Below are 20,778 nucleotides of genomic sequence, written 5' to 3'. Positions count from 1 at the left end.
CGACTTCGGGTGGACGACCCGACCGTGCTCGTGGCCGTCGCTCGACCGGCTCAGAGTGGGAACCGTGCCACGGTCGAATACTCCGGCCCGTCCGGTGTCAGCTCCGACCGCTTCAACTGCACCTCCGCGACCCGGAACGACCCGACGGTCGGGTCCTCCTCGCGGACGACGCGCTGGACCGTCCGCTTCCCGCGGGCGTCGTCCATCCGTGCGAGGGTCACGTGGGGGGTAAACGCGTGATCCTCGGGGTCGAAGCCGAGCGCAGTCAGTCGCGCTTCGACCCGTTCGTGCAGTTCGGTCATCGCCCCGGTCCCCGCTCTGATCCCGGTCCAGACGACGCTGATGTAGTCGAGCGACGGGAAGACGCCGAAGCCACCGACCGTCGCCTCGAACGGGCCGACGCCAGCCGCATCGACTGCCTCCGCGATCGCCTCCGCAACCATGTCGACGCGCGAGTCGTCGACGTCGCCGAGAAATTTGAGGGTGACGTGTGCGTCCCCGGGGTCGGTGGGGCGGAGGCTGGCGGCCCCCTCGAACCGGTCCTGTGCGGCGGCGACATCGGGTGCGAGGTCGTCGGGGAGATCGATGGCGACGAACAGGCGCATGGTCGTCCGTGCGGCGGCGAGCGGCAAAACCGTGACGCGTCGAGGGCCGCGTGACGTAACCCTTACCCCCGGCGACTGCCAACCCTGCGGTATGACCGACGACGGCGACCCGCCGAAGAAACACCGCTTCTCCGAGGGACAGGGGGTCGACGCCGACTACGACGAGTTCACGCTCGATCCGCCCGAACTCAAAGTCGACCCGACAAAGGTCGACCCCGTCGACTCGCGGGTGCTCTCCGACATCCTCGACCGCCGGAACGTCGACCGCGACGATGTCGACGTCCAGGAGCTCGTCGAGGTCGGCCTCTCGTACATGGGGATCAACCGGTTCGAGGAGGCGACCGAGACGTTCGAGCGCGCCGCCCGCTTCGCCGAAGAGGACTCGCTCGACGCCCAGGAAGCCTGGGTGAACAAGGGTGTCGCCCACGCCGAACTCGAGGAGTACGACGAGGCGATCGGTGCCTACCAGGAGGCGCTCCGGATCGACGACGACTCCGAGCACGCCGCCTCGGCGGAGACGAATCTGGCCTACGCCCTCTGGGAGTACGGACGGACGGAGCAGGCGCTCGAACACGCCGAGCGCGCGGTCGAGATCGACCCGCGCTTCCCGCAGGCGTGGTACAACCGGGGCTTCTTCCTCTCCGAACGGGGGCTGTTCGAGGACGCCGTGAACGCCTTCGACAACGCCATCCGCCTGGGGATGCGGAGCGCCGAGGTGCTGGAGGAGAAGGCGATCGCCCTCGAAGAATTGGGAGAGAGCGAGGAGGCCGAGCGGGTGCAGGAACGCGCCGACGAACTGCGCGAGAAGCGCGAGGAGCGCCTCGTCGAGGACCGTCGCTGATGCTCCTGCGCGAGCGAGAGACGCCCGAGGGCCTGCTGGTGTCGGTCTGCGACGCCGACTGCCTCGGCGAGACGTTCGAGGACGGCCCCGTCTCCCTCGACGTCACCGAGGAGTTCTACGGCGGCGAGGAGGCCGAGGAGGCCGACGAACAGACGGTCGTCGACAGCCTCTCCCGGGCGACGACGGCGAACATCGTGGGCGAGCGAGCCGTCTCCGTGGCGATCGACGCCGGCCTCGTCGACGAGGACCGCGTCCTCGAGGTCGGCGGGACGCTCCACGCACAGCTGCTCTGGCTGCGGTAGCGTCGCCAGTTCTGAAAGTTTGAATACCCAATATTTTTGTCGAACGGGACTGTCAGCTCTCGTATGGGGAGCTTCGAGGAACACCTCGACGTGGCACGACTCCCGGCCGCGGGACTCGGGGTCGTCGTCACGTGGTCGGTCCTCTGGTTGACCGGGAGTTCGGTGTACGCGTTCGCCCTCGGCGCCGCAGGAGCGGCGAGCGTGCTGGTCGGCGCGAGCGTCCCCGACGTCGACCACCACGCGTCGAAGCCGAACCGGTGGCTCACGACCGGCGTCAAACTGGCCGCCGGCAGCGGCGTTCTCTACCTCGTCTTCCTGTTCGACGTCGACCGGGCGGTCCCAAACGGACTCCTCGCGGTGCTGTGCGTGTTCGTGGTGCTGGCGGTGATGACCCGGAGCGAACGGCTGGTCGAACACAAGCGGCCGCCTCACCGGACCGTCACGCACACGCTCTGGGCGGGCGTCGTCGTCGGCGGGTCGTTCGGGGTCGGAATCGGGGTACTCGGGTGGATCTACGACGTGCCGGGGACGGTCGACCTGGCGGCCGTCGTCGGGGTGGGCCTGTTCGTCGGTGTCGCGACACACCTGGCGCTCGACGGGCTCCTCGACCCGGTACCGGCGGACGACGTGACCGCGGACGACTGAGGGAGCGACGCGGGCGCGGACGGTGGGCGGTCAGTCGTCCGCTTCGGCCGTCGCGGGGCGCGGGATCGTCACGTCGGCCAGCTTTCCCTCGATCTCCTCGCGTCGGCCCTCGAACGGGCCGGGGAGGACGAGTCGCCCGCCGAGGTCGTCGAGCGGCTCGTCGCTGACGTAGCCCGGGCCGTTCGTGGCGAGCTCGAAGAGGACGCCCCCGAACTCGCGGAAGTACACCGAGCGGAACCAGTGCCGGTCGATCTGCTGAGTGGGGCTCAGCCCCGCCGACTGGACCGCCCGGCGCATCGCTTCCTGGTCCGCGTCGGTCGGGGTCTGGAAGGCGACGTGGTGGACCGTGCCGTGGCCCTGTCGCCCGCCCTGGATCGTGGGCAGGACGTCGACGTACTTGCCCACGGGACCGCTGGCGGCGAACCGGGTTCGCTCGTCACCGGGAGTGTCGCCCGGCGACTGCTCGGTGCCGACCTCCTCGAGGCCCATCGTCCGGAGCAGCTCCTTCGTGGGTTCGGGATCCGCCAGCCAGAGCGTCACGGAGTGGAACCCGCGGATCGCGTGCTCCTCGGGGACGAACGCGGTCCACGGGACCGTCGGGTCGTCGTCGGGGATCTCGACCGCGACCAGTTCGACCGGGAGACCGTCGGGGTCGTAAAAAGGGAGGACGGTCTCCGCCCGCGGCTCACTGCCGCTCGCGTCTTCCGAGGCGCTTCGCGCCTCGCTCCCAAACCGCTCGACGCGCTCGTCGTAGTCGACGCCGTACTCGTCGAACCGCGCCTCCCAGTAGTCGAGGCTCCCTTCGGGAACCCGGAAGGCCGTGCGAGAGACCTGTCCCGACCCCACTTTCCCCCGCGGGAGGTCCTCCCACGGGAAGAACGTCATGCTCGTCCCGGGGGTCCCCTCGGCGTCCGCGAAGAAGAAGTGGTAGGTGCCGGGGTCGTCCTGGTTGATCGACCGCTTCACGAGTCGGAGTCCCAGGGTCTCGACCCAGAAGTCGACGTTCCGCTGTGGGTCGCCCGCGATACACGTGACGTGGTGAATGCCCGGTGTGGGTGTGACGTCTGCCATCGTCGGAGAGAGGGGCCGGAACGACTTGAATTCGCGCTGACGTGAGTGTTACCGGGTGTCGACGGCGTCTTCTGCTCGGCCGTCCCGACGTCTTCGGCGTCTCGATCACCCTGCCCGCTCTCGCTCGCACGCCGACCGTCCGGGAGCCTCGGATCGCCGACGCCGCGACCGCCACGAGAACCGAGACACGAGTACGCGCCGGGTCCACCGCAACCGATTTCGGTTTCTCGTCGCGCCACGGACCGAAGGTGTGTTGATGATGCAGTGTTTAGGCGTACCTAATGAGAACGCAGGAGTCGTACCCCCTCGATGTCGAGGCGATCCGGCGGGACTTCCCCATCCTGACACGGCACGTCGGCGGCGACCTCGAGACGCCCGGCGAGGGGCCGGACGACACGGTGCCACTGGTCTACCTCGACAACGCCGCGACGAGTCACACGCCCGAACCCGTCGTCGAGGCGATCTGTGACTACTACCGCGGCTACAACTCGAACGTTCACAGAGGGATCCACCACCTGAGCCAGGAGGCCTCGGTCGCCTACGAACGCGCGCACGACCGCGTCGCCGAGTTCGTCGGTGCCGACGGGCGAGAGGAGATCGTCTTCACGAAGAACACCACCGAGGCGATGAATCTCGTCGCGTACGCGTGGGGGCTCGCCGAACTCGGCCCGGGCGACTCGGTCGTCCTCACGGAGATGGAACACCACGCGTCGCTCGTGACGTGGCAGCAGATCGCCAAGAAGATCGGTGCCGAGGTCCGGTACATCCGCGTCGACGACTCGGGCTATCTCGACATGGACCACGCGCGCGAGTTGATCGACGAGTCGACCGCGATGGTCTCGGTGGTCCACATCTCGAACACGCTGGGCACCGTCAACCCGGTCGCCGACCTCGCTGAGTTGGCCCACGAGGTCGGCGCGTACGCCTTCGTCGACGGCGCGCAGTCGGTCCCGACACGACCCGTCGACGTCCAGGAGATCGACGCCGACTTCTTCGCCTTCTCGGGGCACAAGATGTGCGGCCCGACGGGCATCGGCGTCCTCTACGGCAAAGAGCACATCCTGGAGGAGATGCAGCCGTACCTCTACGGGGGCGAGATGATCCGGAAGGTGACGTACGACGACTCCGAGTGGGAGGACCTCCCGTGGAAGTTCGAGGCGGGAACGCCGCCCATCGCGCAGGGCGTCGCGCTCCACGCCGCCGTCGACTACCTCGACGACCTCGGCATGGCGAACGTCCAGGCCCACGAGGAGTTGCTCGCCGAGTACGCCTACGACCGTCTCACGGCGTTCGACGACGTCACCGTCTACGGCCCGCCGGGCGACGACCGCGGTGGGCTGGTGGCGTTCAACCTCGACTCGGTCCACGCCCACGACCTCTCGTCGATCCTGAACGACTACGGTGTGGCGATCCGCGCCGGCGACCACTGCACCCAGCCGCTACACGACAAACTCGGTGCCGCCGCTTCGGCGCGCGCGTCGTTCTACGTGTACAACACGCGCGAGGAAGTCGACGCGCTCGTCGACGCGGTCGACGAGGCTCGACAGCTGTTCGCCTGATCCGGCCCGGACGCGCACCGACCCGCGTTTTCCCCCGCCGCACGCCCCCCTCGATCCGGTGCATCGTCCGGACGGTAGATGCGACGTCACCGACCTTCACGATCGATCACAGTGTTTTCCAGCAGTTGAGAACGGTCTTCAGTTTATTCCATCACGAGGGTGTGGCCGCCGCGTCGGTTTTCACACGCCGGGAACCTGCTGGAACTTATACCACTCTTAGCCCGCAACCCGCACATGTGAGGTGAGACCGATGGCATACGAACCGGCGAACCCCCTGAAATCGGAGTTCGAGTTCACCGCGGGGCCGCTCGCGGCGTACTGGCTCGCGATCCTGCGGGTCGTCACCGGCTGGTGGTTCTTCCACGCGGGCGTGACGAAGCTCATCGAGGACGGTCTGGCGTTCGGCTACGGGCCGGCCTACCTCGAGGGCATGACCGGGACGGCGCTCGGGCCGATCCCCGTCTGGATGGGCCAGAACCTCGCGTGGCTGATCGAGCCGGGTGTCCCCCTGTTCGAGACGCTGATCGGGCTGGCGCTCATCGCGGGCGCGCTGACCCGGCTGGCGGCCTTCGGCGGGGCCATCTTCATGGTCCTGTTCTGGATCGGCAACGCGGACTTCGCCCACGGCGTCGTCAGCGGCGACTTCATGGGACTGCTGCTGTTCGTCACCGTGATGGTGCTGGCGACGGGGCGCTACTACGGCCTCGACGCGATCATCGAGAAGACCCGCTTCGTGCAAGCACACCCGCGGCTGCGGTACCTGCTCGGCTGAGGAGGTGACCAGAGATGCAACACAAAATCGACGCGATCGACAGACTCGCGATGGGTCTGAGCGGCGCGCTGATGCTGATCGGCGTCGTCGTGCTCGGAGTCGTAGAGATCCTCGCGGGGCCGCCGTACGGCGCCGCTCCCGTGACGAACGACGCCGGCGACGTGGTCGCCACCCCGATGGTCGACCCCGCACTCAGAACCGGCCTCGTCATCGCGGGCCTCGCGGTGCTGTTCCTCTGGGGCCTGTACAGGATGGCGCAACCGGAGTTCGCCGGCGAGGAGGCGGGGAGACAGACGGTCGTCGGCGAGTGATGGATCGGGCCGGCTCCCGCCTGACCTGCTCTTCTTCGTTCGTCCCGCCCTCGAGCCGACCGTCCGGATGTCGAACCGTTTTTTATCGACCCGCCCATGACCCTGAGCCATGCAGACAAACGTCGGATTTCTGACCGAACTCGTCCGAGAGACGATCGCCGGCATCCAGGAGGGGCTCGTCAGCGCGCTCCCGAAGCTCGTCATGGCGCTGGTGTTCCTCACGATCGCGTACGTCGGCATCAGGATCGCTCTCCGACTCGTCGGGGGGGCGCTCGACGCCGTCTACCCGGCGGAACAGGACCTGATCGTGAACCTGGCGACCACCGTCGTCGGCGTCTTCCTCTGGTTCGCCGCCGGTCTCGCCCTGTTGAACATCCTGGGACTGGGTGAGATCGCCGCGAGCCTGGGGACTGCCGCCGGCTTCATCGCGCTGGGGATCTCCTACGCGCTGTCGAGTATGATCGCCGATACAGTGGCCGGCGTCTACCTCCTCCGCGACCCCGACTTCAACCCCGGCGACCGCGTGACGGCCGACGGGACCACGGGCGAGGTTCGGGACATCGGCCTCCGCAAGAGCCGGCTCGATCTGGACGACGGCGACCGGGTCGTCGTGGCGAACAGCGCGGTCGAGAAGAAGTGGACGCTAGCGGACGACCCCGAGAGTGGACCGTAGGGGGCGAACCGCGAACGGGATCGACCCACCTCAGCGCGTGCCCCGTGTCGCCCGAACCAGTCGCTCGAACCGGTCCAGCCCGCGTTCCAGCCGCTCGGTGTCGTTGGCGAAGCTGAACCGGAGATGCCCCTCACCGCCGCGGCCGAACGCGCTGCCCGGGGCGGCGACGACGTCGTACTCGAAGAGGAGTCGCCGGGCGACGTCCATGCTCGACCCCGGGAGGGCGCCCACGTCGACGAACGCGTAGAACGCGCCGTCGGGTGGCGTCAGTGAGACGCCCCGAATCTCGCGGAGCCGGTCGACGACCAGGTCACGCCGGCGTTCGAAGGCCGCCTTCATCTCCCGAACCGGGCCGTCGGGCCCCGTGAGCGCGGCGAGCGCGGCGTACTGGGCGGGGGTGTTCACGCACGAAGTCGTGCTCTCGTGGATCCTCGTCACCGCCGCCGTGACCGGCTCCGGCCCGCTGAGCCAGCCGACGCGCCACCCCGTCATCGAATAGGTCTTCGAGCAGGAGTCGACGGTCACGACCCGTTCGGGGTGGTCCGTGACGGCCGCGAGCCGCGGCTGGGCGTGGTCGTATACGAGTTCGTGGTACACCTCGTCGGCGACGACGTAGGCGTCGTGGGCCGCGGCGGCGGCGACGACGCGCTCCATCTCCGTCACGTCGAACACCCGGCCGGTCGGGTTCGACGGCGAGGTCAGCACGACGGCCCCGGTCCGCTCGTCGATCGCGTCGACGATCCGGTCGGCGTCGAAGGCGAAGCCGTCAGCCGGGTCGAGCGGAACCTCGACGGGAACCGCGTTCGCGAGCCGTGCCCCCGAGAGCGGGTTCGGCCAGGCCGGCGTCGGCACGACCACCTCGTCTCCGGGGTCCGTCACCGTCAGCAGCGTCAGGTAGAGCGCCTCGACGCCGCCGGTCGTCACGACCACGCGGTCGGCGTCGGCGTCGACGTCACGGGCCCGCAGCCGGTCGGCGATGGCCCGCCTGAGCGGGTCGATCCCCGCGTTCGGCGTGTAGTTGGTCCGGCCGTCGCGTGCGGCCGTCACGGCCGCCTCGACGACGTGGTCGGGCGTGGGGAAGTCCGGCTCCCCCAGTTCGAGATGCACCAGATCGTCGCCGTCGTGTTCGCTCGCGAGGTCGAACAGACGACGGATCTGTTGCGGTTCGATCCGTGCCACGCGGTCCGACACGTCCCCGTCGGTCATCGATCTCTCTGCGTGGGGCGACTCCTTGGCTGTTTGGACTGAGGCGTGGCCCGGGCCGCGGCGCGTGGTTCCGGTCGGGAGTCCCCGGCGTCCGCCCTGCGTCGTTACTCTTGGAGCCGTTCGAGCGCCGCCCGTGCCTCCGCGGGCGTCATCGGCTCGTTGTAGATGGGGGATCCGGGCTCCATCACCGCGCCGTCGCGGAGCGACCCGACGTCGACGGGGGCGAAGCCGATCTCCTCGATGAACTCGCTCACCGTCGACTTCGCCTCGTCGTCGTCGCCCGCGAGGAAGAGCACCAGCCGCTCTTTGAGCGGGGCGTCCGGTCGCGCCTCCTCGCGGAGCGTCTCGTAGTACATCGTGTTGAACGCCTTCACCACGCGCGACTCGGCGAGGTGGTCGGCGATCAGCCCCGTCTGCGTCCCGCCCGCGAGATCGATCTCGCCGTCGCGCTCCGGGTAGTAGTTGGCCGCGCTCACGACGATCGTCCCGGCGAGTTCGTCGGCCGGGAGGCTCTCGTACGCGCCGTACGGGATCGCTTCGAGGACGATCTCGCCGAACGCGGCCGCCTCCGCGACGGTGCCCGCCCGTGCGTTCGGTCCGAGCGTCTCCACGAGGTCGGCGAGCGACGCCGGCCCGCGCGAGTTGCTGACGACGACGGTGTGGCCGTTGTCGACCGCGTGTGCCGCGACGGTTCGCCCGATGTTGCCGGCACCGATGATACCGATCTGCATCTCCGTGGATACGGACGTGATCACGGTGCATAACTCGTGTGTGAATCGATGCTCACTGCGCGACTCGTGTCTGGATCCGTACTCACTGCGCGACTCGTGTCTGGATCCGTGCTCACTGCGCGCCGTGAGTCGTGCACGGCACGTGAGCGGTTCGTCGGCGGGTCGTGGCGGAACTGTTTTACAGCGTTCAGCCGTATCTCGAGCCACAATGGGCATGGGTTCGGATATGTACCGACAGCAGATCCTCGACCACTACAAGAACCCCCGGAACTACGGGGAACTCGAGGATCCGACGTTCACCCACGAGGGTGAGAACCCCTCCTGTGGCGACACCATCCGCGTCGACGTGCGGCTCGAAGACGACGGCGAGACCATCGAGTACGCCGCGTTCAGCGGCGACGGCTGCGCCATCTCGCAGGCGTCGGCGTCGATGCTCACCTCCCGACTCCAGGGGATGACGCTCGACGAACTCGAGGCGCTCGACACCGACGACGTCACGGAGATGCTCGGCGTCGACATCAGCCCGATGCGGATCAAATGCGCCGTCCTCGCGCGACAGGTCACCCAGGACGGCGCCCGCATCCACGAGGGCGAGGTCGACATCGACCGAACCACTACCGAGGACTGATCCGTCCCTCCCGCTCACGGGCGCGGTGTCCGCCGCGTTCCTACGCGCGGTGTCCGTAGAGGTCGAGGTTCCGCGCGACGAACCGCAGCTGTCTCTCGGCTCGTTCTCCCTGTCTGGCGTCGAGCCACGACTCGACCGTCTCCGACGCGACGCGCCCGCGGACCGCGTCGGCGACCGTGTCGACGACGACCTCCAGGAAGTAGTCCTCGTCGGCCGGATACGCGCCGTCGTGCGGTGTGACCACCCAGTCCGACCCGCCGACCGCGTCGAGTTCGATCCCGCGTTCGGGGAGTAGCGCGAGCAGTCGCCGGCCGGCAGTCGCGCCGAGCCTGTCGGGGGGGTCCGCCATCGTCGCGTGGTACGCGTCGAGCACCGGCGCGTCCGCGGGATGTTCGGGGACGAACGCGGTGCCGCCGTCGAACGTGATGGGAAAGTAGACGCCGCCACCACGGCGAACGCCCGAGACGAGGCGACCGACCGCGTCGGGGGTGAGCAGGTCGACGAACGCCTGCGCGACGAGCCAGTCCCACTCCCCGGCCTCGGCGACCGCCACCGCGTCGCCGGCCACGAGTCGGACGTCGATCCGGGCGGGACCGCGCAGGCTGAGTGCCGCGACGGTGGTCGCCTCGGTCCGCTCGAGCGAGCGGTCGACGTCCGTCTCCTCGGGGCCGGGGTCGACGACGGACGCCTCGAACCCTTCGTCTCGTGCGCGGGAGACGACCCGGTCGCGGGCTGTCGCGAGGAGCGCGGGGTCGGTGTCGACGGCGACGTAGGTACAGTCGGGGACCGCCTCCCAGCCGAGCACGCGCCGGAGGAACGCGCCCGTCCCCGCCCCGGCTTCGAGGACCCGCGGCGTCGACTCCGCGTTGAGACCCTCGCGGGCGCGCTCGAGCACCCGGCGGTCGAGCGCGCGGTCGTCGACGGTCGCCTTCGCCGCCAGGTACCGCTCGAAGTCGCCCTTCATCCCGTGACTCCCCCACCGACGCTCGCGTCCGCTCCGCTCGCGCCGTCGACCACCGCCGTGAGGAACGACCGGATCCGTGCGATCGTCTCGGTCCACGGGGGGTGAGCGTCGTACCTGCGGAGCGCCGCGCGCCCCATCCGCGCGAGCCGCGCCCGGTCGGACGCGAGCGTCGACAGCGCCGCGGCGACGGCCCCGACGCCCTCCGGCGGGACGAGAAACCCCGTCTCGCCGTGGGTGACGAGGTCGGTCGCGCCCCCCGCGTGGGTCGCGACCGCCGGGAGGCCGAACCCCATCCCCTCGAGGTAGGCGATGCCGAACCCCTCGTGTCTCGACGGCAGCGCCAGGACGTGCCCTCGTTCGAGCACGGCCGCGACCTCGTCGGTCGGCAGCGGACCGGTCAGCGTCACCCGGCCTTCGACTCCCCGGCGACGACACCGCCGGTGGACCCGGTCGACGTAGCGGTCGTTCGGCTGTGGCCCGACGAGCGTCGCCCGCCACGCGCCGTCCAGTCCCGCGAGCGCGTCGACGAGCGCGAGTGGCCGTTTTCGAGGGACGATCGAGCCGAGGAAGACGACGCGGAAGGGGTCCACGGTGGCGCGGTCGTCGACCGCCGCGGTCGTGACGTCGGGGTCGAACTGGTCGTCGGTCGGCGGAGCGACCACGGTCGGGAGCGCGGGTGCGTCGTGATCGATGTCCTCGTCGGACTCCCGTCTCTGTCTCCCTCCGGGAGTCGAGACCGCCTCGCGGACCGACCGGGCCGTCGCCGAACTTGTGCAGATCGCGGCGTCGACGCGGCCGAGGAACCGCCGTTCGAGCGTCCGGGCGAGGGGGGCCTCGACGCCACCCTCGTCACACCGCAGGTGGTGGACGAGTGCGACCACGGGCGTCCGCTTCGTCCCGAACGCTCCGTTCGAAGCGAACGCGAACGTCGGATGTGCGAGTTCGTCGACGACCACGACGTCCGCGCCGGCGGCCAGGCGTGCCAGCGAGTGACGCGACGCGTCGACGGCCCCGAGCGGGTAGCGACGCCACGGTACGGAGTGGACGGTGACGTCGTCGCCCGCCTCGCGGAGCGACGCGACGAGACGACGGTCGTACCGGAACCCGCCGGAGGTGGTGTCGAAGTCGCCGGGGACGACGAACGAGATCCGCATTACGGCGCCGCGGTGAACGCGGCGTTTGCGACGTCGTCCTCCCACATCGTGACGGTGAGTCGGTCGACTCCGGCGGCGTCGATCCCGTCGGCGATCCGTTCGTGGACGACCCGGGCGAACCGCTCGACGCTCGGGTTGTACCCCTCGAACTCGGGGAGCGCGTTGAGCGTCTCGTCGGCGTACCGCGCCTCGATCGCGTCAAGGGCGGCCTCCACCTCGTCGATGTCGACGAGGTAGTCGTACTCGTTCAGTTCGTCGCCCGCGAGTTCGACCTCGGCGCGGAAGTGGTGTGAGTGCACCTCGCCCTCCGGTCCCGGGTCGGGCACGGTGAGAAAGTGCTGTGCGATGAACGAACGGACGACAGTGACGGTGTACATGCTCGTGGCCTGGGGTGGGACGGTTGTAAAGGTGCGCTCACGCCGCCGTCCGGCGTGTTCGTCGCTCGGCCCTCCAGTCGTGGCCGACGAAAACGAGCACCCGACGAGCGGACGACGAGCACCCCGACCGCGACAGTCGACTCCGCCGCTCGGTCGTCGCTCAGTCGTCGTTCAACCGGTCGAGGACGTGCTGGGGCACGTCGGCGTCGTCGGGGATCTCGGTCGGCGTCTCGCCCGTCGGTAATTCGGGTGGATCGCCACCGAACTCGGGGTCGAACAGCTGCATCGCGGTGTGGATCGTCGTCCAGTCGTCCTCTGCGGCCGCCTCGCGGAGGCTCTTCGTCGGTGCGGACAGCAGCTGGTTGACGAGCGCATCGGCCATCGCAGCCACCGTCTCGCGCTGGTCCGCCGTGAGCTCTCCTTGCGCCTCGAGCTTCCTGAAGGCCGTCTCCAGCTCCTCGCGCTTCGTCCGCTCGGCGCTCTCGTACATCGCGCTGATCGCCTCGTCCGCGCGGTTCCGCTTGAACCGCTCCATCAGGTGTTCGAACTCCGCGTCGATCATCGCCTCGACCCGCGCCGCCGCCTCCTGCCGCCGGTCGTGGGTCTCCGACGTCACGGACTCCAGCGCGTCGATATCGTGGACGTCGACGCCCGGCACGGACGAGACGGCGGGGTCGATGTCGCGTGGCTGGGCGATGTCGACCAGCAGCGTCTCGCCGGCCCCCGCGACGGCATCCTCGTCGAGGACGTAGTCGGGGCTGGCGGTCGCGCTCACGACGAGGTCGGCCTCGGCCACCGCCGCCGGGAGGGCGTCGAGACCGATCGCGCACGCCTCGGCCGCGACGTCCTGTGCGACGTGTTCGGCGTGCGGGACGGTCCGGTTCGCGACCAGCACGCGAGGGACGCCCGCGGCGGCCAGCGCACGCGCGGCGAGCAGGCCCATCTCACCCGCGCCGACGACGAGCGCCGTCGTCTCCGCGAGGTCGAGCTGTCGGTCGGCGAGCCGGACCGCGGCCGACCCGAGCGAGACGACGCCCTCGTTGATCGCGGTCTCGGTGCGGGCTCGCTCGCCGACGTGGAGCGCCTTCGTCAGCGCCTCGTCGAGCATCGGTCCGACCCCGCCGACGGCACGCGCCTCCTCGATCGCGGTCCGGAACTGTCCGAGGATCTGGTCTTCGCCGAGGACGAGCGACTCCAGCCCACTCGCGACCCGCATCAGGTGTCTGACCGCCGCCTCGTGTTCGAGGTCGACGACCGCGCCGTCGCGGACCTCGGGGGCGAACCCGCGGAGTGCGCGGCGACCGGCCGCCGCGTCGTCGGTGACGACGTACGCCTCCGCACGGTTGCACGTCCGGAGGGCGAACGCCTCCTCGACGTCCTCGCGCGTCAGGAGGTCGCGCACGATCTCCCGCTCGGAGTCCCCGCCGACGCGCTCGATCTCGTCGACGCTCGCGTCGACGTGCGAGACGCTCACGCCGCTGATGACGCCCCCGTTCACGGGTTGCCTCCCTCCGTTTCCGGACTGGCGGGTGTCTCTGTTCGCATCACGTCCTCGGCCACTCGTCGGGCGTTTGTCGTACCCGTACGTAAAGCCTTCCAAACGCGAGACGACCGGACGACCCGACGGATCGCGTCGCGTCGCTCCGTCGGTGAGAGCTCCCCTCGCTTCAGTTCCGCGCGGAGCTCGCCCGTCAGGTCGGCCATCGCCCCCGCGCCGGCGAGTTCGCTCTCGAGGTGTTCGCGCAGGTACTTCGAGAGCGCGGGACTGGCCCCGCCCGTGGTGATGGCGACGGTGACTGGGCCGTCTTCGACCGTCGCGGGCACGACGACGCTCCCGACGTCGCGCTCGCCCGCCCTGTCCGTCCGGTTCACCAGGATTCCCCGGTCGCGGGCGGCCGTCGCTGCGGCCTTGTTCACCGCCTCGCTGTCCGTCGCCGCGACGACGAGCGCCGGTTCGAGCCGCTCGATCCACGCCGCCACCTCGCTCGTGGTCGGTTCCGCACGAACGAGTTCCACGCCAGGGGCGTCACCCGCTGGTGTCCACGACCCCGGCGTCGTCTCTCCGTCGGCGACGGACGGCTGAGGGCCGTCCTCCACGAGTCCGTCCGCGAACGAGGGGCTCACGACGACGACGTGCGCCTCCGCGGCGAACCGTCGCGCCTTGCGTGCGCCGACCGCACCCCCGCCGAAGACGAGGACCGTCTGGCCGGTGAAGTCGTGGACGAGCGGGATCATTCGTTCCGTGTGGTGGGCTCGGCGTTCGAGTCGGTCGGTTCGATGTCTGTATCGGTCGGTTCGGTGTTCGCGTCGGCGCGTTCGTCGAGCCGGATGCCGGTCTTCTTCAGGATACGCGTCGAGAACAGGCTGTCCCAGTCGTCGTCCCCGACGTCCCAGTACTCCGCCATCGTCTCGCGCACTTCGTCGATCCGCTCGCGGGACTCCTCCTCGGAGCGGCCGTGCGTCATCGCGAAGAAGTTGTAGGGCCACACCCCCTCGTGACGCGGCCGCTGGTAACAGTGGGTGACGAACTCCAGCGACGCCACGGCGGGGCCGACCGTCTCGACGAGGTCGTCGGGCACGTTCCAGACGGTCATGCCGTTCTCCGTGTAGCCGAGCGCGTAGTGGTTGGGCACGACGCCGATCCGTCTGATCTTTCCCTCGGCGAGAAAGCGCTTGAGCGTCCGGAGCACCCAGTCGACGTCGACCCCGAGCGAGTCGGCGACGTCGCGGTACGGGGTCGCCGTCACCGGCAGCCCACCCTGGACGGTCATCACGAGGTCGCGCTCTGCGGGTGTGAGCGTCGCCCGACCGTCGGGCTCGACGGCAGGGCCGAGCCGCGAGAGGTCGAGGTCGCCCTCCGAGAGGGGGCCGTCGACGAGGAACTTCGCCTCGACGCGGAACTCACGCTGCTTTGGCAGGTTGTACGTCGGCTGGCCCGTCTCGCGCTCGATAGCGTCGAGCACCTCCGCCACCCGCGAGGCGTCGGCCACGCTTACGACGAACCACATGTTCAGGTGCGGATGCTCGCGCTCGTAGTTGTGCGCCACCTCCCGGTGGACGTTCACCTGCTCTGCGACGTCGTCGAAGCGCTCGGGCGGGGCGTGCATCGCGACGAGCGTCGCGGTGCCGCCGATCGCCTCGGCGTTGACGAGCGGGCCGAATCTGGACAGGACGCCCGTCTCGTCGAGGTGACGGACGCGCGCGAGCAGTCCGTCGGCGTCGACGTCGACGCCGCGGTCGCGAAGCGCCTCCGCGGCCGGTTCGAACGGTCGCTCGACGACGGGGAACCCTCCCTGAAAGGCGTTCACAATCGCCCGGTCGAGCGGTGCCAGCTCCGCGTCCACCGTCTTCATGTGCGACCGTCAGGGCGAGAGGGAGTTAAGCGTCTCGTCCCGATTCTCACCGGCCGAAAACGGTACCGGGTTTCAGTCCTCCCACGTGTGGACGCCTCCCGGTCCGCTCGCGTCTGAATCCCTCGGTTCGACGGGGTACTGGGCGTTCCGGAGCGCTCAGTCGTCCGTCCGGACGGTCGCCGCGCGGTCGACGTGGTCGAGGTCCTCGACTGCCCCGACGATGGCCGCCTGGTCGACGTCCGCCTCGTAGTAGAAGACGAGGTCGAACGTCCCCTCACGGAGCAGTTGCTGACACTCCCAGACGAACGCGTCGTCCGCCAGGGTGAGCCCCTGGAACTGGTTCGAGGCGAAGCTCGTGTCGTCGTTGCCGGCGTAGATGTACGACTCGCCTTTCCCGGCGTGCTCGGCGATGACGTCGTTGAGTGCGACGGTGAGTTCGTGCATCTCAAGGTCCTCTGCGCCCGCGAGGTCCGTGTGGACGACGAGCCCCACGAGTTCGATCTCTCCCGGTTCGAGAAGCGTCCTGGTCCGTCGGTAGAGGTCCTCGTCGGAGACGGTCGTCATACTCGTCGTTCGGTGGGACGGGCATATACTGGTGACGATAGCCGACGGGCTGCGACCGCACGACCGGATCGTGGACGTCCGGACCGTCGTGCCGACCTCGTCCCCCAGTCTCAGTCGTGACTCTCGGAACACAAGACACATATCGGGGGCGGAAAGTACCCACTCGTATGTTGCGCTGGGTCCGGCGACAGCTGAGGCAGGCGTACGTCCGTCACCTCGACCGGACCATCGACGATGGCCCCACCCACGTGGCGATCATCCAGGACGGCAACCGCCGGTACGCCCGCCAGCAGGGGGGCGACGCCCCCGACGGCCACCGCGCCGGCGCGGAGACGACCGAACAGGTGCTCGAGTGGTGCCGGGAGCTCGGCATCGAGGAACTCACCGTCTACGCCTTCTCGACGGAGAACTTCTCGCGCCCCCCCGAGGAGCGCGAGCCGCTGTTCGATCTGATCGAGTCGAAGCTGTACGAACTGGCCGACGCCGACCGCGTCCACGACGAGGAGATGTGTATCCGTGCGGTGGGCGAGACCGAGCGGCTACCCGAACGGGTGCGCGAAGCGATCGCCTACGCGGAGGGACGCACGAGCGCGTACGACTCGTTCAACCTGAACGTCGCGCTCGCCTACGGCGGCCGCGCGGAACTCCTGAACGCCGCACGGGACGTCCTCCGGTCGGTCGCCGACGGCGATCTTGCCGCGAGTGAGGTCGACGTCGACGCCATCGACGCCCGGCTCTCTGGCCAGCCCGTCCGCGACGTCGACCTCATCATCCGCACGGGCGGCGACGAGCGAACCTCGAACTTCCTGCCGTGGCACGCCAACGGCAACGAGGCGGCGGTGTTCTTCTGCGCGCCGTACTGGCCGGAGTTCTCGAAGGTCGACTTCCTCCGGGCCATCCGCACGTACGAATCCCGCGAGGAGTCGTGGCGTCACACCCGGACCGAGCGCGCGGTGGCGCTGGTCCGCGCGGTGGCCGAGACCGAACTCGCGGAGGCCCGGACGGTCGCCGGCCGCCTGCGCGGGCAGCTCTCCTCGACGGCCGCGAGCGAACTGAACGCCGAACTCGAACGGCAGCGCGAGAGCGAGGCCGGTTCCGGGTACGCCGACTGACGACGGCTCGGTCGCGCGTTCGCTCCCGTTCGGTGCCTGGTCCGTCGACCTCGTAGAACGGTGCAGCATGTGACCGGTGTCATCGGTCGTGCTGGATACAGCGCGCGAATCGGTCATGGGAGTCAGCACACTCCTCCCCGGAACGCTGAGACCAGATTGGGGACTAGTTGGTTAGTTGATCTCAGTATGTTACCTGCTAGCTTATACTTATCCGAGACTTATCAGAGTGGGTTCTCGGTGTCGATACGGAACCTCTCGTAGGGGTAGGGACAACTGATGACAGCTACAACACGACCGCAGACAACCGAAGCAGTGCTCGATCACCACCTTGCCGCGTTCAGCGCGGGCGAGATGGCCGATGTGTTGGCCGACTACACTGAAGACTCGGTCATCATCTCGAACAATGGCGACTTTCACGGCCTCGACGAGATCGAACAGCTGTTCCAAGGGCTCTTCACGGAGTTCGGTCAGGAGGAGGTGTCGGTCACGCTTGACGAACAGCGCGTCCACAGGGACGTTGCCTATATTACCTACCATGCGGAGACGCCCGACAACGTCTACGAATTTGTCACCGATACCTTCCTGATCCGCAACGGGAAGATAGCTACGCAGACACTCGGCGCGGTGGTATCTCCGAAATAACTTGGATTCCCTTTGTGACGGAGACACCCTCTGTATCGGTCACGCCGCTACTGACAGAGGTCGAGTAACTGGCAGAGACGCTTGCTGAATACAGGGCGCGTATTGTTTACACAGCCGAACGTTCTTTGTCACTCGGATTGATTGTCGTATGTTGGCTCATACCAAACGACGATCCCCCTGTCGAGGCACGAGGGACAGTCTGGCGGCCAGCGGTGGTTCCAATGACCCAGGCAAGCTCATCACGACAAGAACAGATTATCGCCGAGTATGAGGGCCTCTGGAACGGTGAGTTCTCGAACATCGACGTGGTAGCTGAGTCGGCATCGGTGTACGATCCGGCCGCTCCCGAGGGGGTCGTCCACGGGCGGGATGCGGTCGAAGCACACGTCCGGGAGACGTTCCAGGGGTTCCCTGACTTCGAGTTAGAAACCCACGACATACTCGTCCGCGACGACATTGTCATGCTCGATTGGACGGCGTCCGGAACCTTTGACGGCGAGTTCTACGGTGCCCCACCCACTGGGCGTAGCTTCACCGTCTCGGGGATGGCCAAAACCATCGTACGGGACGGGAAAGTGCGGGAAGATCGGCTCTACTACAACGAGAAGGATATGCTGGCCCAACTCGGTGTGACCTTTCCGGACGTACTACCGCTCCTCCCGAAGATGATCAGGGCGAAACTCCGGGGGCTATGGTGATTCACGACGCTCCACATGGACGCTTAAGCGTGCCCCCGAGACCAAGCCTGTCCAGAGGCCCGTGATCCGAGATCACCTTCACAGGCGACTCATTAGTGCAATCCTGCTGACTGTACCCGCTGTATCTCGCTCACCCCCCCTATGACAGTTGCCGAGTAGTTCGTGTGAGCCGTGCTGCATACACGGCACACCTCTCGCAGTTCGGCCTAGCCCCTCCGACACCCGGGTGGACAGAGATAATGCGAACGACCTCGTATGTGAATCATGCACACGCCTGGTGACGGGGCCGCACTCGAACAGTCTGTCGAGGAGATCGAGTTTCTCGTCCGGTCAGCCCACCGTGTCGGCGTGCTAGCCGCCCTCTCGGAGGAGCCCTGCGACCGGGCCGAACTGTGTGAGGCGACCGAGGCGTCCTCACCGACGATGGGCCGCGTCCTCGCCGACTTCGAGGAGCGTGGATGGGTCGTCCGCGACGGTCGAATCTACGAACTGACGCGACTCGGTGAGTTCGTGGCCGAGGAACTCGTCGAATTCTGCAAGTCGATGGCGACAGAGCGAAAATTGCGCGACGTCTGGCGCTGGCTCCCCAGCGAGATGTCGAGATTCGACGTCGAACTGTTCGAGGACGCTGTCGTCTCGTACCCGGGACCAGGCTACCCCTCCCAGCCGCTCGAGCGCATCGCGGAGCTCGTCGGGGGGACGGAGTCGCTGCGCGGGTTCGGCGCGACGGTGGTAAAATCGAACAACCTGGAGGCGGCATTCACCCGCATATTGAACGGTATGGAGGCGGAGTACGTCTACGACCCGGCCGTATTCGAGGCTGTTTACTCGTGGAACCCCGAGCTGGTCACCGAGGCGACTGCCCTCGAGAACTGTACGCACCTCGTCCACGATTCGCTCCCAGACGGCGACCGGTGCGGACTCGTTATTCTCGACGAGCGCGTGGCCATCTGCTGCCACGACGGCCCGGTGGGTGCGCTCAGAGCTGTCGTCGATACCGACTCGCCAGCGGCACGCGAGTGGGCCGATTCGGTGTACCAGCAGGTCCGAAACGACGCTCGCCTGGTGGAGGACCCCGAATCCTTCCTCTCCCTCGATCGACCGACGTGACGAGCGGACCGACTCCTCGTGGGGTGTGAGATTTCACCGCCTGAAATATTTCACTAGACATCTACATTATCCGCCCACCCGAATGGTCGCCTGGTTGGAGGCGATTGTATGACCACCCGAGAACAGGACAACAAAGCAGTCGTCCAGCGATTCATCAGCGAGTTCGTCAACGACAAGCACTACGATCTCGTCGACGACATCTTCACCGAGGAGTACACCCGTCACGACCCCGCGAGTCCCGAATCCGAGTCGGGGCCTGGCCCCTGGGTCGAGTCCGTGAAGGGCTTGCATCAGGCGTTCCCTGATGCCGAGGTTCGGATTGGTGAACTCATTGCCGAAGGCGACTTGGTCGCGTTCGAAGGCACCATGACCGGGACACATCGGGGAGATTTCCGAGGCATCGAACCAACCGATTCGTCGGTCGAGATACAGGGAAACGCGATGCATCGCGTGAGAGACGGCCAGATCGCAGAAACGTGGGCGACCTGGGATTTCCTCGGGCTACTGACACAGGTCGGGGTCGTCGACCCTCCGACAGAGTGAATTATGGTTTCCAAAGAGCACGTGCAACGGCTCTGGACGGTCGGCTCCTACTCCGATACCATCGGGCCGAGCTTCCTGTCGATGGCCGCCCATCTCGTCGAAGCCGCCACGGTCGATGCGGACGACCGGGTCCTCGATATCGCGTGTGGGACGGGAAACGTCGCCATCACCGCCGCCCGACGCGGAGCGCAGGTGACCGGCCTGGACATCACCCCTGACATGCTGGAAGACGCCCGAGAGAACGCCGCCATCGCGGGTGTCGACGATATCGAGTGGCGCGAGGGAGATGCGACGGAGTTGCCGTTCGAGGACGACGCCTTCGACGTCACCCTCTCGTGCGTCGGTCACATGTTCGCCAATCCGCCGGATGCTGCCTCGTTGGAACTCCGTCGGGTGACGAAGTCGGGTGGCCGGATCGCCTTCACGTCGTGGACACCCCGAAGCGTCGTCCCGGCGATGGCGAAGACTCTGCAGGAGTACCTGCCGCCCAATCCAGATGCATCCCCGCCCCCGTTCCTCTGGGGTGACGAGGAAGTCGTGCAGGAGCGATTGAACGACGGAGTGTCCGACGTTTCGTTCGAGACCGGTGTCGTCGAGCAACTGTCGCTCTCCCCGTCACACTCGTGGGAGATGATCCGCTCCCAGTCGGGGATCTTCATCGTCGCCCTCGAAGACGTGGACGAGGACGACTACCCAGCCCTGAGCGAGGACATGATCGCGACGATCGAGGAGTACTTCGACGACAGCCAGAACACCGTTTCTATGGAATACCTGATAACCACCGCAACCGTCGACTGATTCGGAACGCCAGAGGATGTCCACAGGTCTTCTGGATATCGCTCAGTCCTTGACCGGGAACGGCGACCGCTGAATCCATCCTCTGTACCCAGCACGCGACACCTGTCTGTCCCCCGCTG

At 67.8% G+C, this 20,778-nt stretch carries 25 protein-coding genes; 14 read left to right on the top strand and 11 right to left on the bottom strand.

What is annotated here, in order from left to right; all coding sequences use genetic code 11:
* Positions 1 to 50: 50 nt before the first annotated feature.
* Positions 51 to 605: an RNA 2',3'-cyclic phosphodiesterase gene (gene thpR / locus FZP69_RS18875; protein ID WP_152042910.1), complete on the bottom strand. Its 555-nt coding sequence runs from the start codon at positions 603 to 605 to the stop codon at positions 51 to 53.
* Between the two features lie 91 nt (positions 606 to 696).
* On the opposite strand from thpR, the gene FZP69_RS18870 reads away from it, so the two are divergent.
* The 3 genes from FZP69_RS18870 to FZP69_RS18860 all read left to right on the top strand — a co-directional run bounded on the left by FZP69_RS18870 (position 697) and on the right by FZP69_RS18860 (position 2,393).
* A complete protein-coding gene (locus FZP69_RS18870) occupies positions 697 to 1,446 on the top strand; it encodes a tetratricopeptide repeat protein (RefSeq protein WP_152042909.1) in 750 nt (249 codons plus the stop codon).
* Positions 1,446 to 1,748 carry a DUF424 domain-containing protein gene (locus tag FZP69_RS18865; protein WP_152042908.1) on the top strand — a complete coding sequence of 101 codons (303 nt, stop codon included), beginning with the start codon at positions 1,446 to 1,448 and terminating at the stop codon, positions 1,746 to 1,748. Before FZP69_RS18870 ends, FZP69_RS18865 begins: the two co-directional genes overlap by 1 nt.
* A gap of 63 nt (positions 1,749 to 1,811) precedes the next feature.
* Positions 1,812 to 2,393: a metal-dependent hydrolase gene (locus tag FZP69_RS18860; protein ID WP_152042907.1), complete on the top strand. Its 582-nt coding sequence runs from the start codon at positions 1,812 to 1,814 to the stop codon at positions 2,391 to 2,393.
* A gap of 30 nt (positions 2,394 to 2,423) precedes the next feature.
* Here the strand turns inward: FZP69_RS18860 and FZP69_RS18855 are convergent, their stop codons facing one another.
* Complete coding sequence (locus tag FZP69_RS18855) at positions 2,424 to 3,464, bottom strand: VOC family protein (RefSeq protein WP_152042906.1); 1,041 nt, start codon at positions 3,462 to 3,464, stop codon at positions 2,424 to 2,426.
* 281 nt (positions 3,465 to 3,745) lie between these two features.
* Between FZP69_RS18855 and sufS the strand changes: the two genes are divergently transcribed.
* The 4 genes from sufS to FZP69_RS18835 all read left to right on the top strand — a co-directional run bounded on the left by sufS (position 3,746) and on the right by FZP69_RS18835 (position 6,779).
* The gene (gene sufS, locus FZP69_RS18850; RefSeq protein ID WP_152042905.1) at positions 3,746 to 5,023 is read left to right on the top strand and encodes a bifunctional cysteine desulfurase/selenocysteine lyase SufS; all 1,278 of its coding nucleotides are present in this window, start codon (positions 3,746 to 3,748) and stop codon (positions 5,021 to 5,023) included.
* Positions 5,024 to 5,273: 250 nt separating this feature from the next.
* Entirely contained in the window at positions 5,274 to 5,795 is a 522-nt protein-coding gene (locus tag FZP69_RS18845) for a DoxX family protein (RefSeq protein ID WP_152042904.1), read from the top strand.
* Positions 5,796 to 5,809: 14 nt separating this feature from the next.
* Complete coding sequence (locus tag FZP69_RS18840) at positions 5,810 to 6,106, top strand: hypothetical protein (RefSeq protein ID WP_152042903.1); 297 nt, start codon at positions 5,810 to 5,812, stop codon at positions 6,104 to 6,106.
* 109 nt (positions 6,107 to 6,215) lie between these two features.
* The gene (locus FZP69_RS18835) at positions 6,216 to 6,779 is read left to right on the top strand and encodes a mechanosensitive ion channel domain-containing protein (protein ID WP_152042902.1); all 564 of its coding nucleotides are present in this window, start codon (positions 6,216 to 6,218) and stop codon (positions 6,777 to 6,779) included.
* A 30-nt stretch (positions 6,780 to 6,809) separates the two neighbouring features.
* Here FZP69_RS18835 and FZP69_RS18830 read toward each other — a convergent pair whose 3' ends face one another.
* Positions 6,810 to 7,985, bottom strand: coding sequence for a pyridoxal phosphate-dependent aminotransferase (locus FZP69_RS18830; protein ID WP_152042901.1), 1,176 nt, complete (start codon positions 7,983 to 7,985; stop codon positions 6,810 to 6,812).
* A 104-nt stretch (positions 7,986 to 8,089) separates the two neighbouring features.
* Positions 8,090 to 8,716: an NADPH-dependent F420 reductase gene (locus FZP69_RS18825; RefSeq protein WP_152042900.1), complete on the bottom strand. Its 627-nt coding sequence runs from the start codon at positions 8,714 to 8,716 to the stop codon at positions 8,090 to 8,092.
* Positions 8,717 to 8,924: 208 nt separating this feature from the next.
* On the opposite strand from FZP69_RS18825, the gene sufU reads away from it, so the two are divergent.
* Positions 8,925 to 9,344: a Fe-S cluster assembly sulfur transfer protein SufU gene (gene sufU, locus FZP69_RS18820; protein ID WP_152042899.1), complete on the top strand. Its 420-nt coding sequence runs from the start codon at positions 8,925 to 8,927 to the stop codon at positions 9,342 to 9,344.
* Between the two features lie 40 nt (positions 9,345 to 9,384).
* Here the strand turns inward: sufU and FZP69_RS18815 are convergent, their stop codons facing one another.
* The 7 genes from FZP69_RS18815 to FZP69_RS18785 form a co-directional block, all read right to left on the bottom strand.
* Positions 9,385 to 10,308 carry a class I SAM-dependent methyltransferase gene (locus tag FZP69_RS18815; protein ID WP_152042898.1) on the bottom strand — a complete coding sequence of 308 codons (924 nt, stop codon included), beginning with the start codon at positions 10,306 to 10,308 and terminating at the stop codon, positions 9,385 to 9,387.
* On the bottom strand, positions 10,305 to 11,462 hold the full coding sequence (locus FZP69_RS18810; protein WP_152042897.1) for a glycosyltransferase family 4 protein: 1,158 nt from the start codon (positions 11,460 to 11,462) through the stop codon (positions 10,305 to 10,307). Before FZP69_RS18810 ends, FZP69_RS18815 begins: the two co-directional genes overlap by 4 nt.
* The gene (locus tag FZP69_RS18805) at positions 11,462 to 11,839 is read right to left on the bottom strand and encodes a 6-pyruvoyl trahydropterin synthase family protein (protein ID WP_152042896.1); all 378 of its coding nucleotides are present in this window, start codon (positions 11,837 to 11,839) and stop codon (positions 11,462 to 11,464) included. The genes FZP69_RS18810 and FZP69_RS18805 overlap by 1 nt, the downstream gene beginning before the upstream one ends.
* Before the next feature lie 160 nt (positions 11,840 to 11,999).
* Positions 12,000 to 13,337 carry a glutamyl-tRNA reductase gene (gene hemA / locus FZP69_RS18800; RefSeq protein ID WP_152042895.1) on the bottom strand — a complete coding sequence of 446 codons (1,338 nt, stop codon included), beginning with the start codon at positions 13,335 to 13,337 and terminating at the stop codon, positions 12,000 to 12,002.
* Positions 13,334 to 14,074, bottom strand: a complete 741-nt coding sequence (locus tag FZP69_RS18795; RefSeq protein WP_152042894.1) for a precorrin-2 dehydrogenase/sirohydrochlorin ferrochelatase family protein — start codon at positions 14,072 to 14,074, stop codon at positions 13,334 to 13,336. Before FZP69_RS18795 ends, hemA begins: the two co-directional genes overlap by 4 nt.
* Entirely contained in the window at positions 14,071 to 15,192 is a 1,122-nt protein-coding gene (gene ahbB, locus FZP69_RS18790; protein WP_152042893.1) for a siroheme decarboxylase subunit beta, read from the bottom strand. Before ahbB ends, FZP69_RS18795 begins: the two co-directional genes overlap by 4 nt.
* A gap of 156 nt (positions 15,193 to 15,348) precedes the next feature.
* On the bottom strand, positions 15,349 to 15,756 hold the full coding sequence (locus FZP69_RS18785; RefSeq protein WP_152042892.1) for a DUF5778 family protein: 408 nt from the start codon (positions 15,754 to 15,756) through the stop codon (positions 15,349 to 15,351).
* A 167-nt stretch (positions 15,757 to 15,923) separates the two neighbouring features.
* Between FZP69_RS18785 and uppS the strand changes: the two genes are divergently transcribed.
* The 6 genes from uppS to FZP69_RS18755 all read left to right on the top strand — a co-directional run bounded on the left by uppS (position 15,924) and on the right by FZP69_RS18755 (position 20,659).
* Positions 15,924 to 16,868 (top strand): polyprenyl diphosphate synthase, encoded by a 945-nt coding sequence (gene uppS / locus FZP69_RS18780; protein WP_152042891.1) that lies wholly within the window; start codon positions 15,924 to 15,926, stop codon positions 16,866 to 16,868.
* A 276-nt stretch (positions 16,869 to 17,144) separates the two neighbouring features.
* Positions 17,145 to 17,510, top strand: coding sequence for a nuclear transport factor 2 family protein (locus FZP69_RS18775; protein ID WP_152042890.1), 366 nt, complete (start codon positions 17,145 to 17,147; stop codon positions 17,508 to 17,510).
* 221 nt (positions 17,511 to 17,731) lie between these two features.
* Positions 17,732 to 18,208, top strand: a complete 477-nt coding sequence (locus tag FZP69_RS18770; protein WP_152042889.1) for an ester cyclase — start codon at positions 17,732 to 17,734, stop codon at positions 18,206 to 18,208.
* A 264-nt stretch (positions 18,209 to 18,472) separates the two neighbouring features.
* The gene (locus tag FZP69_RS18765; RefSeq protein WP_152042888.1) at positions 18,473 to 19,318 is read left to right on the top strand and encodes a helix-turn-helix transcriptional regulator; all 846 of its coding nucleotides are present in this window, start codon (positions 18,473 to 18,475) and stop codon (positions 19,316 to 19,318) included.
* Positions 19,319 to 19,426: 108 nt separating this feature from the next.
* Positions 19,427 to 19,861 (top strand): ester cyclase, encoded by a 435-nt coding sequence (locus tag FZP69_RS18760; RefSeq protein ID WP_152042887.1) that lies wholly within the window; start codon positions 19,427 to 19,429, stop codon positions 19,859 to 19,861.
* A 3-nt stretch (positions 19,862 to 19,864) separates the two neighbouring features.
* Complete coding sequence (locus FZP69_RS18755) at positions 19,865 to 20,659, top strand: class I SAM-dependent methyltransferase (protein ID WP_152042886.1); 795 nt, start codon at positions 19,865 to 19,867, stop codon at positions 20,657 to 20,659.
* Positions 20,660 to 20,778: the final 119 nt, after the last annotated feature.

The organism is Salinigranum salinum (assembly GCF_009176545.1).
Lineage (GTDB): Archaea > Halobacteriota > Halobacteria > Halobacteriales > Haloferacaceae > Salinigranum > Salinigranum salinum.
The sequence above is the reverse complement of the archived record's forward strand: the minus strand, read 5'-3'. Positions and strand labels throughout refer to the sequence as shown.

Excerpts from the sequence above, each read along its gene's own strand:
- thpR (WP_152042910.1), bottom strand. The coding sequence starts at position 605 with ATGCGCCTGTTCGTCGCCATCGATCTCCCCGACGACCTCGCACCCGAT.
- FZP69_RS18870 (WP_152042909.1), top strand. The coding sequence starts at position 697 with ATGACCGACGACGGCGACCCGCCGAAGAAACACCGCTTCTCCGAGGGA.
- FZP69_RS18865 (WP_152042908.1), top strand. The coding sequence starts at position 1,446 with ATGCTCCTGCGCGAGCGAGAGACGCCCGAGGGCCTGCTGGTGTCGGTC.
- FZP69_RS18860 (WP_152042907.1), top strand. The coding sequence starts at position 1,812 with ATGGGGAGCTTCGAGGAACACCTCGACGTGGCACGACTCCCGGCCGCG.
- FZP69_RS18855 (WP_152042906.1), bottom strand. The coding sequence starts at position 3,464 with ATGGCAGACGTCACACCCACACCGGGCATTCACCACGTCACGTGTATC.
- sufS (WP_152042905.1), top strand. The coding sequence starts at position 3,746 with ATGAGAACGCAGGAGTCGTACCCCCTCGATGTCGAGGCGATCCGGCGG.
- FZP69_RS18845 (WP_152042904.1), top strand. The coding sequence starts at position 5,274 with ATGGCATACGAACCGGCGAACCCCCTGAAATCGGAGTTCGAGTTCACC.
- FZP69_RS18840 (WP_152042903.1), top strand. The coding sequence starts at position 5,810 with ATGCAACACAAAATCGACGCGATCGACAGACTCGCGATGGGTCTGAGC.
- FZP69_RS18835 (WP_152042902.1), top strand. The coding sequence starts at position 6,216 with ATGCAGACAAACGTCGGATTTCTGACCGAACTCGTCCGAGAGACGATC.
- FZP69_RS18830 (WP_152042901.1), bottom strand. The coding sequence starts at position 7,985 with ATGACCGACGGGGACGTGTCGGACCGCGTGGCACGGATCGAACCGCAA.
- FZP69_RS18825 (WP_152042900.1), bottom strand. The coding sequence starts at position 8,716 with ATGCAGATCGGTATCATCGGTGCCGGCAACATCGGGCGAACCGTCGCG.
- sufU (WP_152042899.1), top strand. The coding sequence starts at position 8,925 with ATGGGCATGGGTTCGGATATGTACCGACAGCAGATCCTCGACCACTAC.
- FZP69_RS18815 (WP_152042898.1), bottom strand. The coding sequence starts at position 10,308 with ATGAAGGGCGACTTCGAGCGGTACCTGGCGGCGAAGGCGACCGTCGAC.
- FZP69_RS18810 (WP_152042897.1), bottom strand. The coding sequence starts at position 11,462 with ATGCGGATCTCGTTCGTCGTCCCCGGCGACTTCGACACCACCTCCGGC.
- FZP69_RS18805 (WP_152042896.1), bottom strand. The coding sequence starts at position 11,839 with ATGTACACCGTCACTGTCGTCCGTTCGTTCATCGCACAGCACTTTCTC.
- FZP69_RS18795 (WP_152042894.1), bottom strand. The coding sequence starts at position 14,074 with ATGATCCCGCTCGTCCACGACTTCACCGGCCAGACGGTCCTCGTCTTC.
- ahbB (WP_152042893.1), bottom strand. The coding sequence starts at position 15,192 with ATGAAGACGGTGGACGCGGAGCTGGCACCGCTCGACCGGGCGATTGTG.
- FZP69_RS18785 (WP_152042892.1), bottom strand. The coding sequence starts at position 15,756 with ATGACGACCGTCTCCGACGAGGACCTCTACCGACGGACCAGGACGCTT.
- uppS (WP_152042891.1), top strand. The coding sequence starts at position 15,924 with ATGTTGCGCTGGGTCCGGCGACAGCTGAGGCAGGCGTACGTCCGTCAC.
- FZP69_RS18775 (WP_152042890.1), top strand. The coding sequence starts at position 17,145 with ATGACAGCTACAACACGACCGCAGACAACCGAAGCAGTGCTCGATCAC.
- FZP69_RS18770 (WP_152042889.1), top strand. The coding sequence starts at position 17,732 with ATGACCCAGGCAAGCTCATCACGACAAGAACAGATTATCGCCGAGTAT.
- FZP69_RS18765 (WP_152042888.1), top strand. The coding sequence starts at position 18,473 with ATGCACACGCCTGGTGACGGGGCCGCACTCGAACAGTCTGTCGAGGAG.
- FZP69_RS18760 (WP_152042887.1), top strand. The coding sequence starts at position 19,427 with ATGACCACCCGAGAACAGGACAACAAAGCAGTCGTCCAGCGATTCATC.
- FZP69_RS18755 (WP_152042886.1), top strand. The coding sequence starts at position 19,865 with ATGGTTTCCAAAGAGCACGTGCAACGGCTCTGGACGGTCGGCTCCTAC.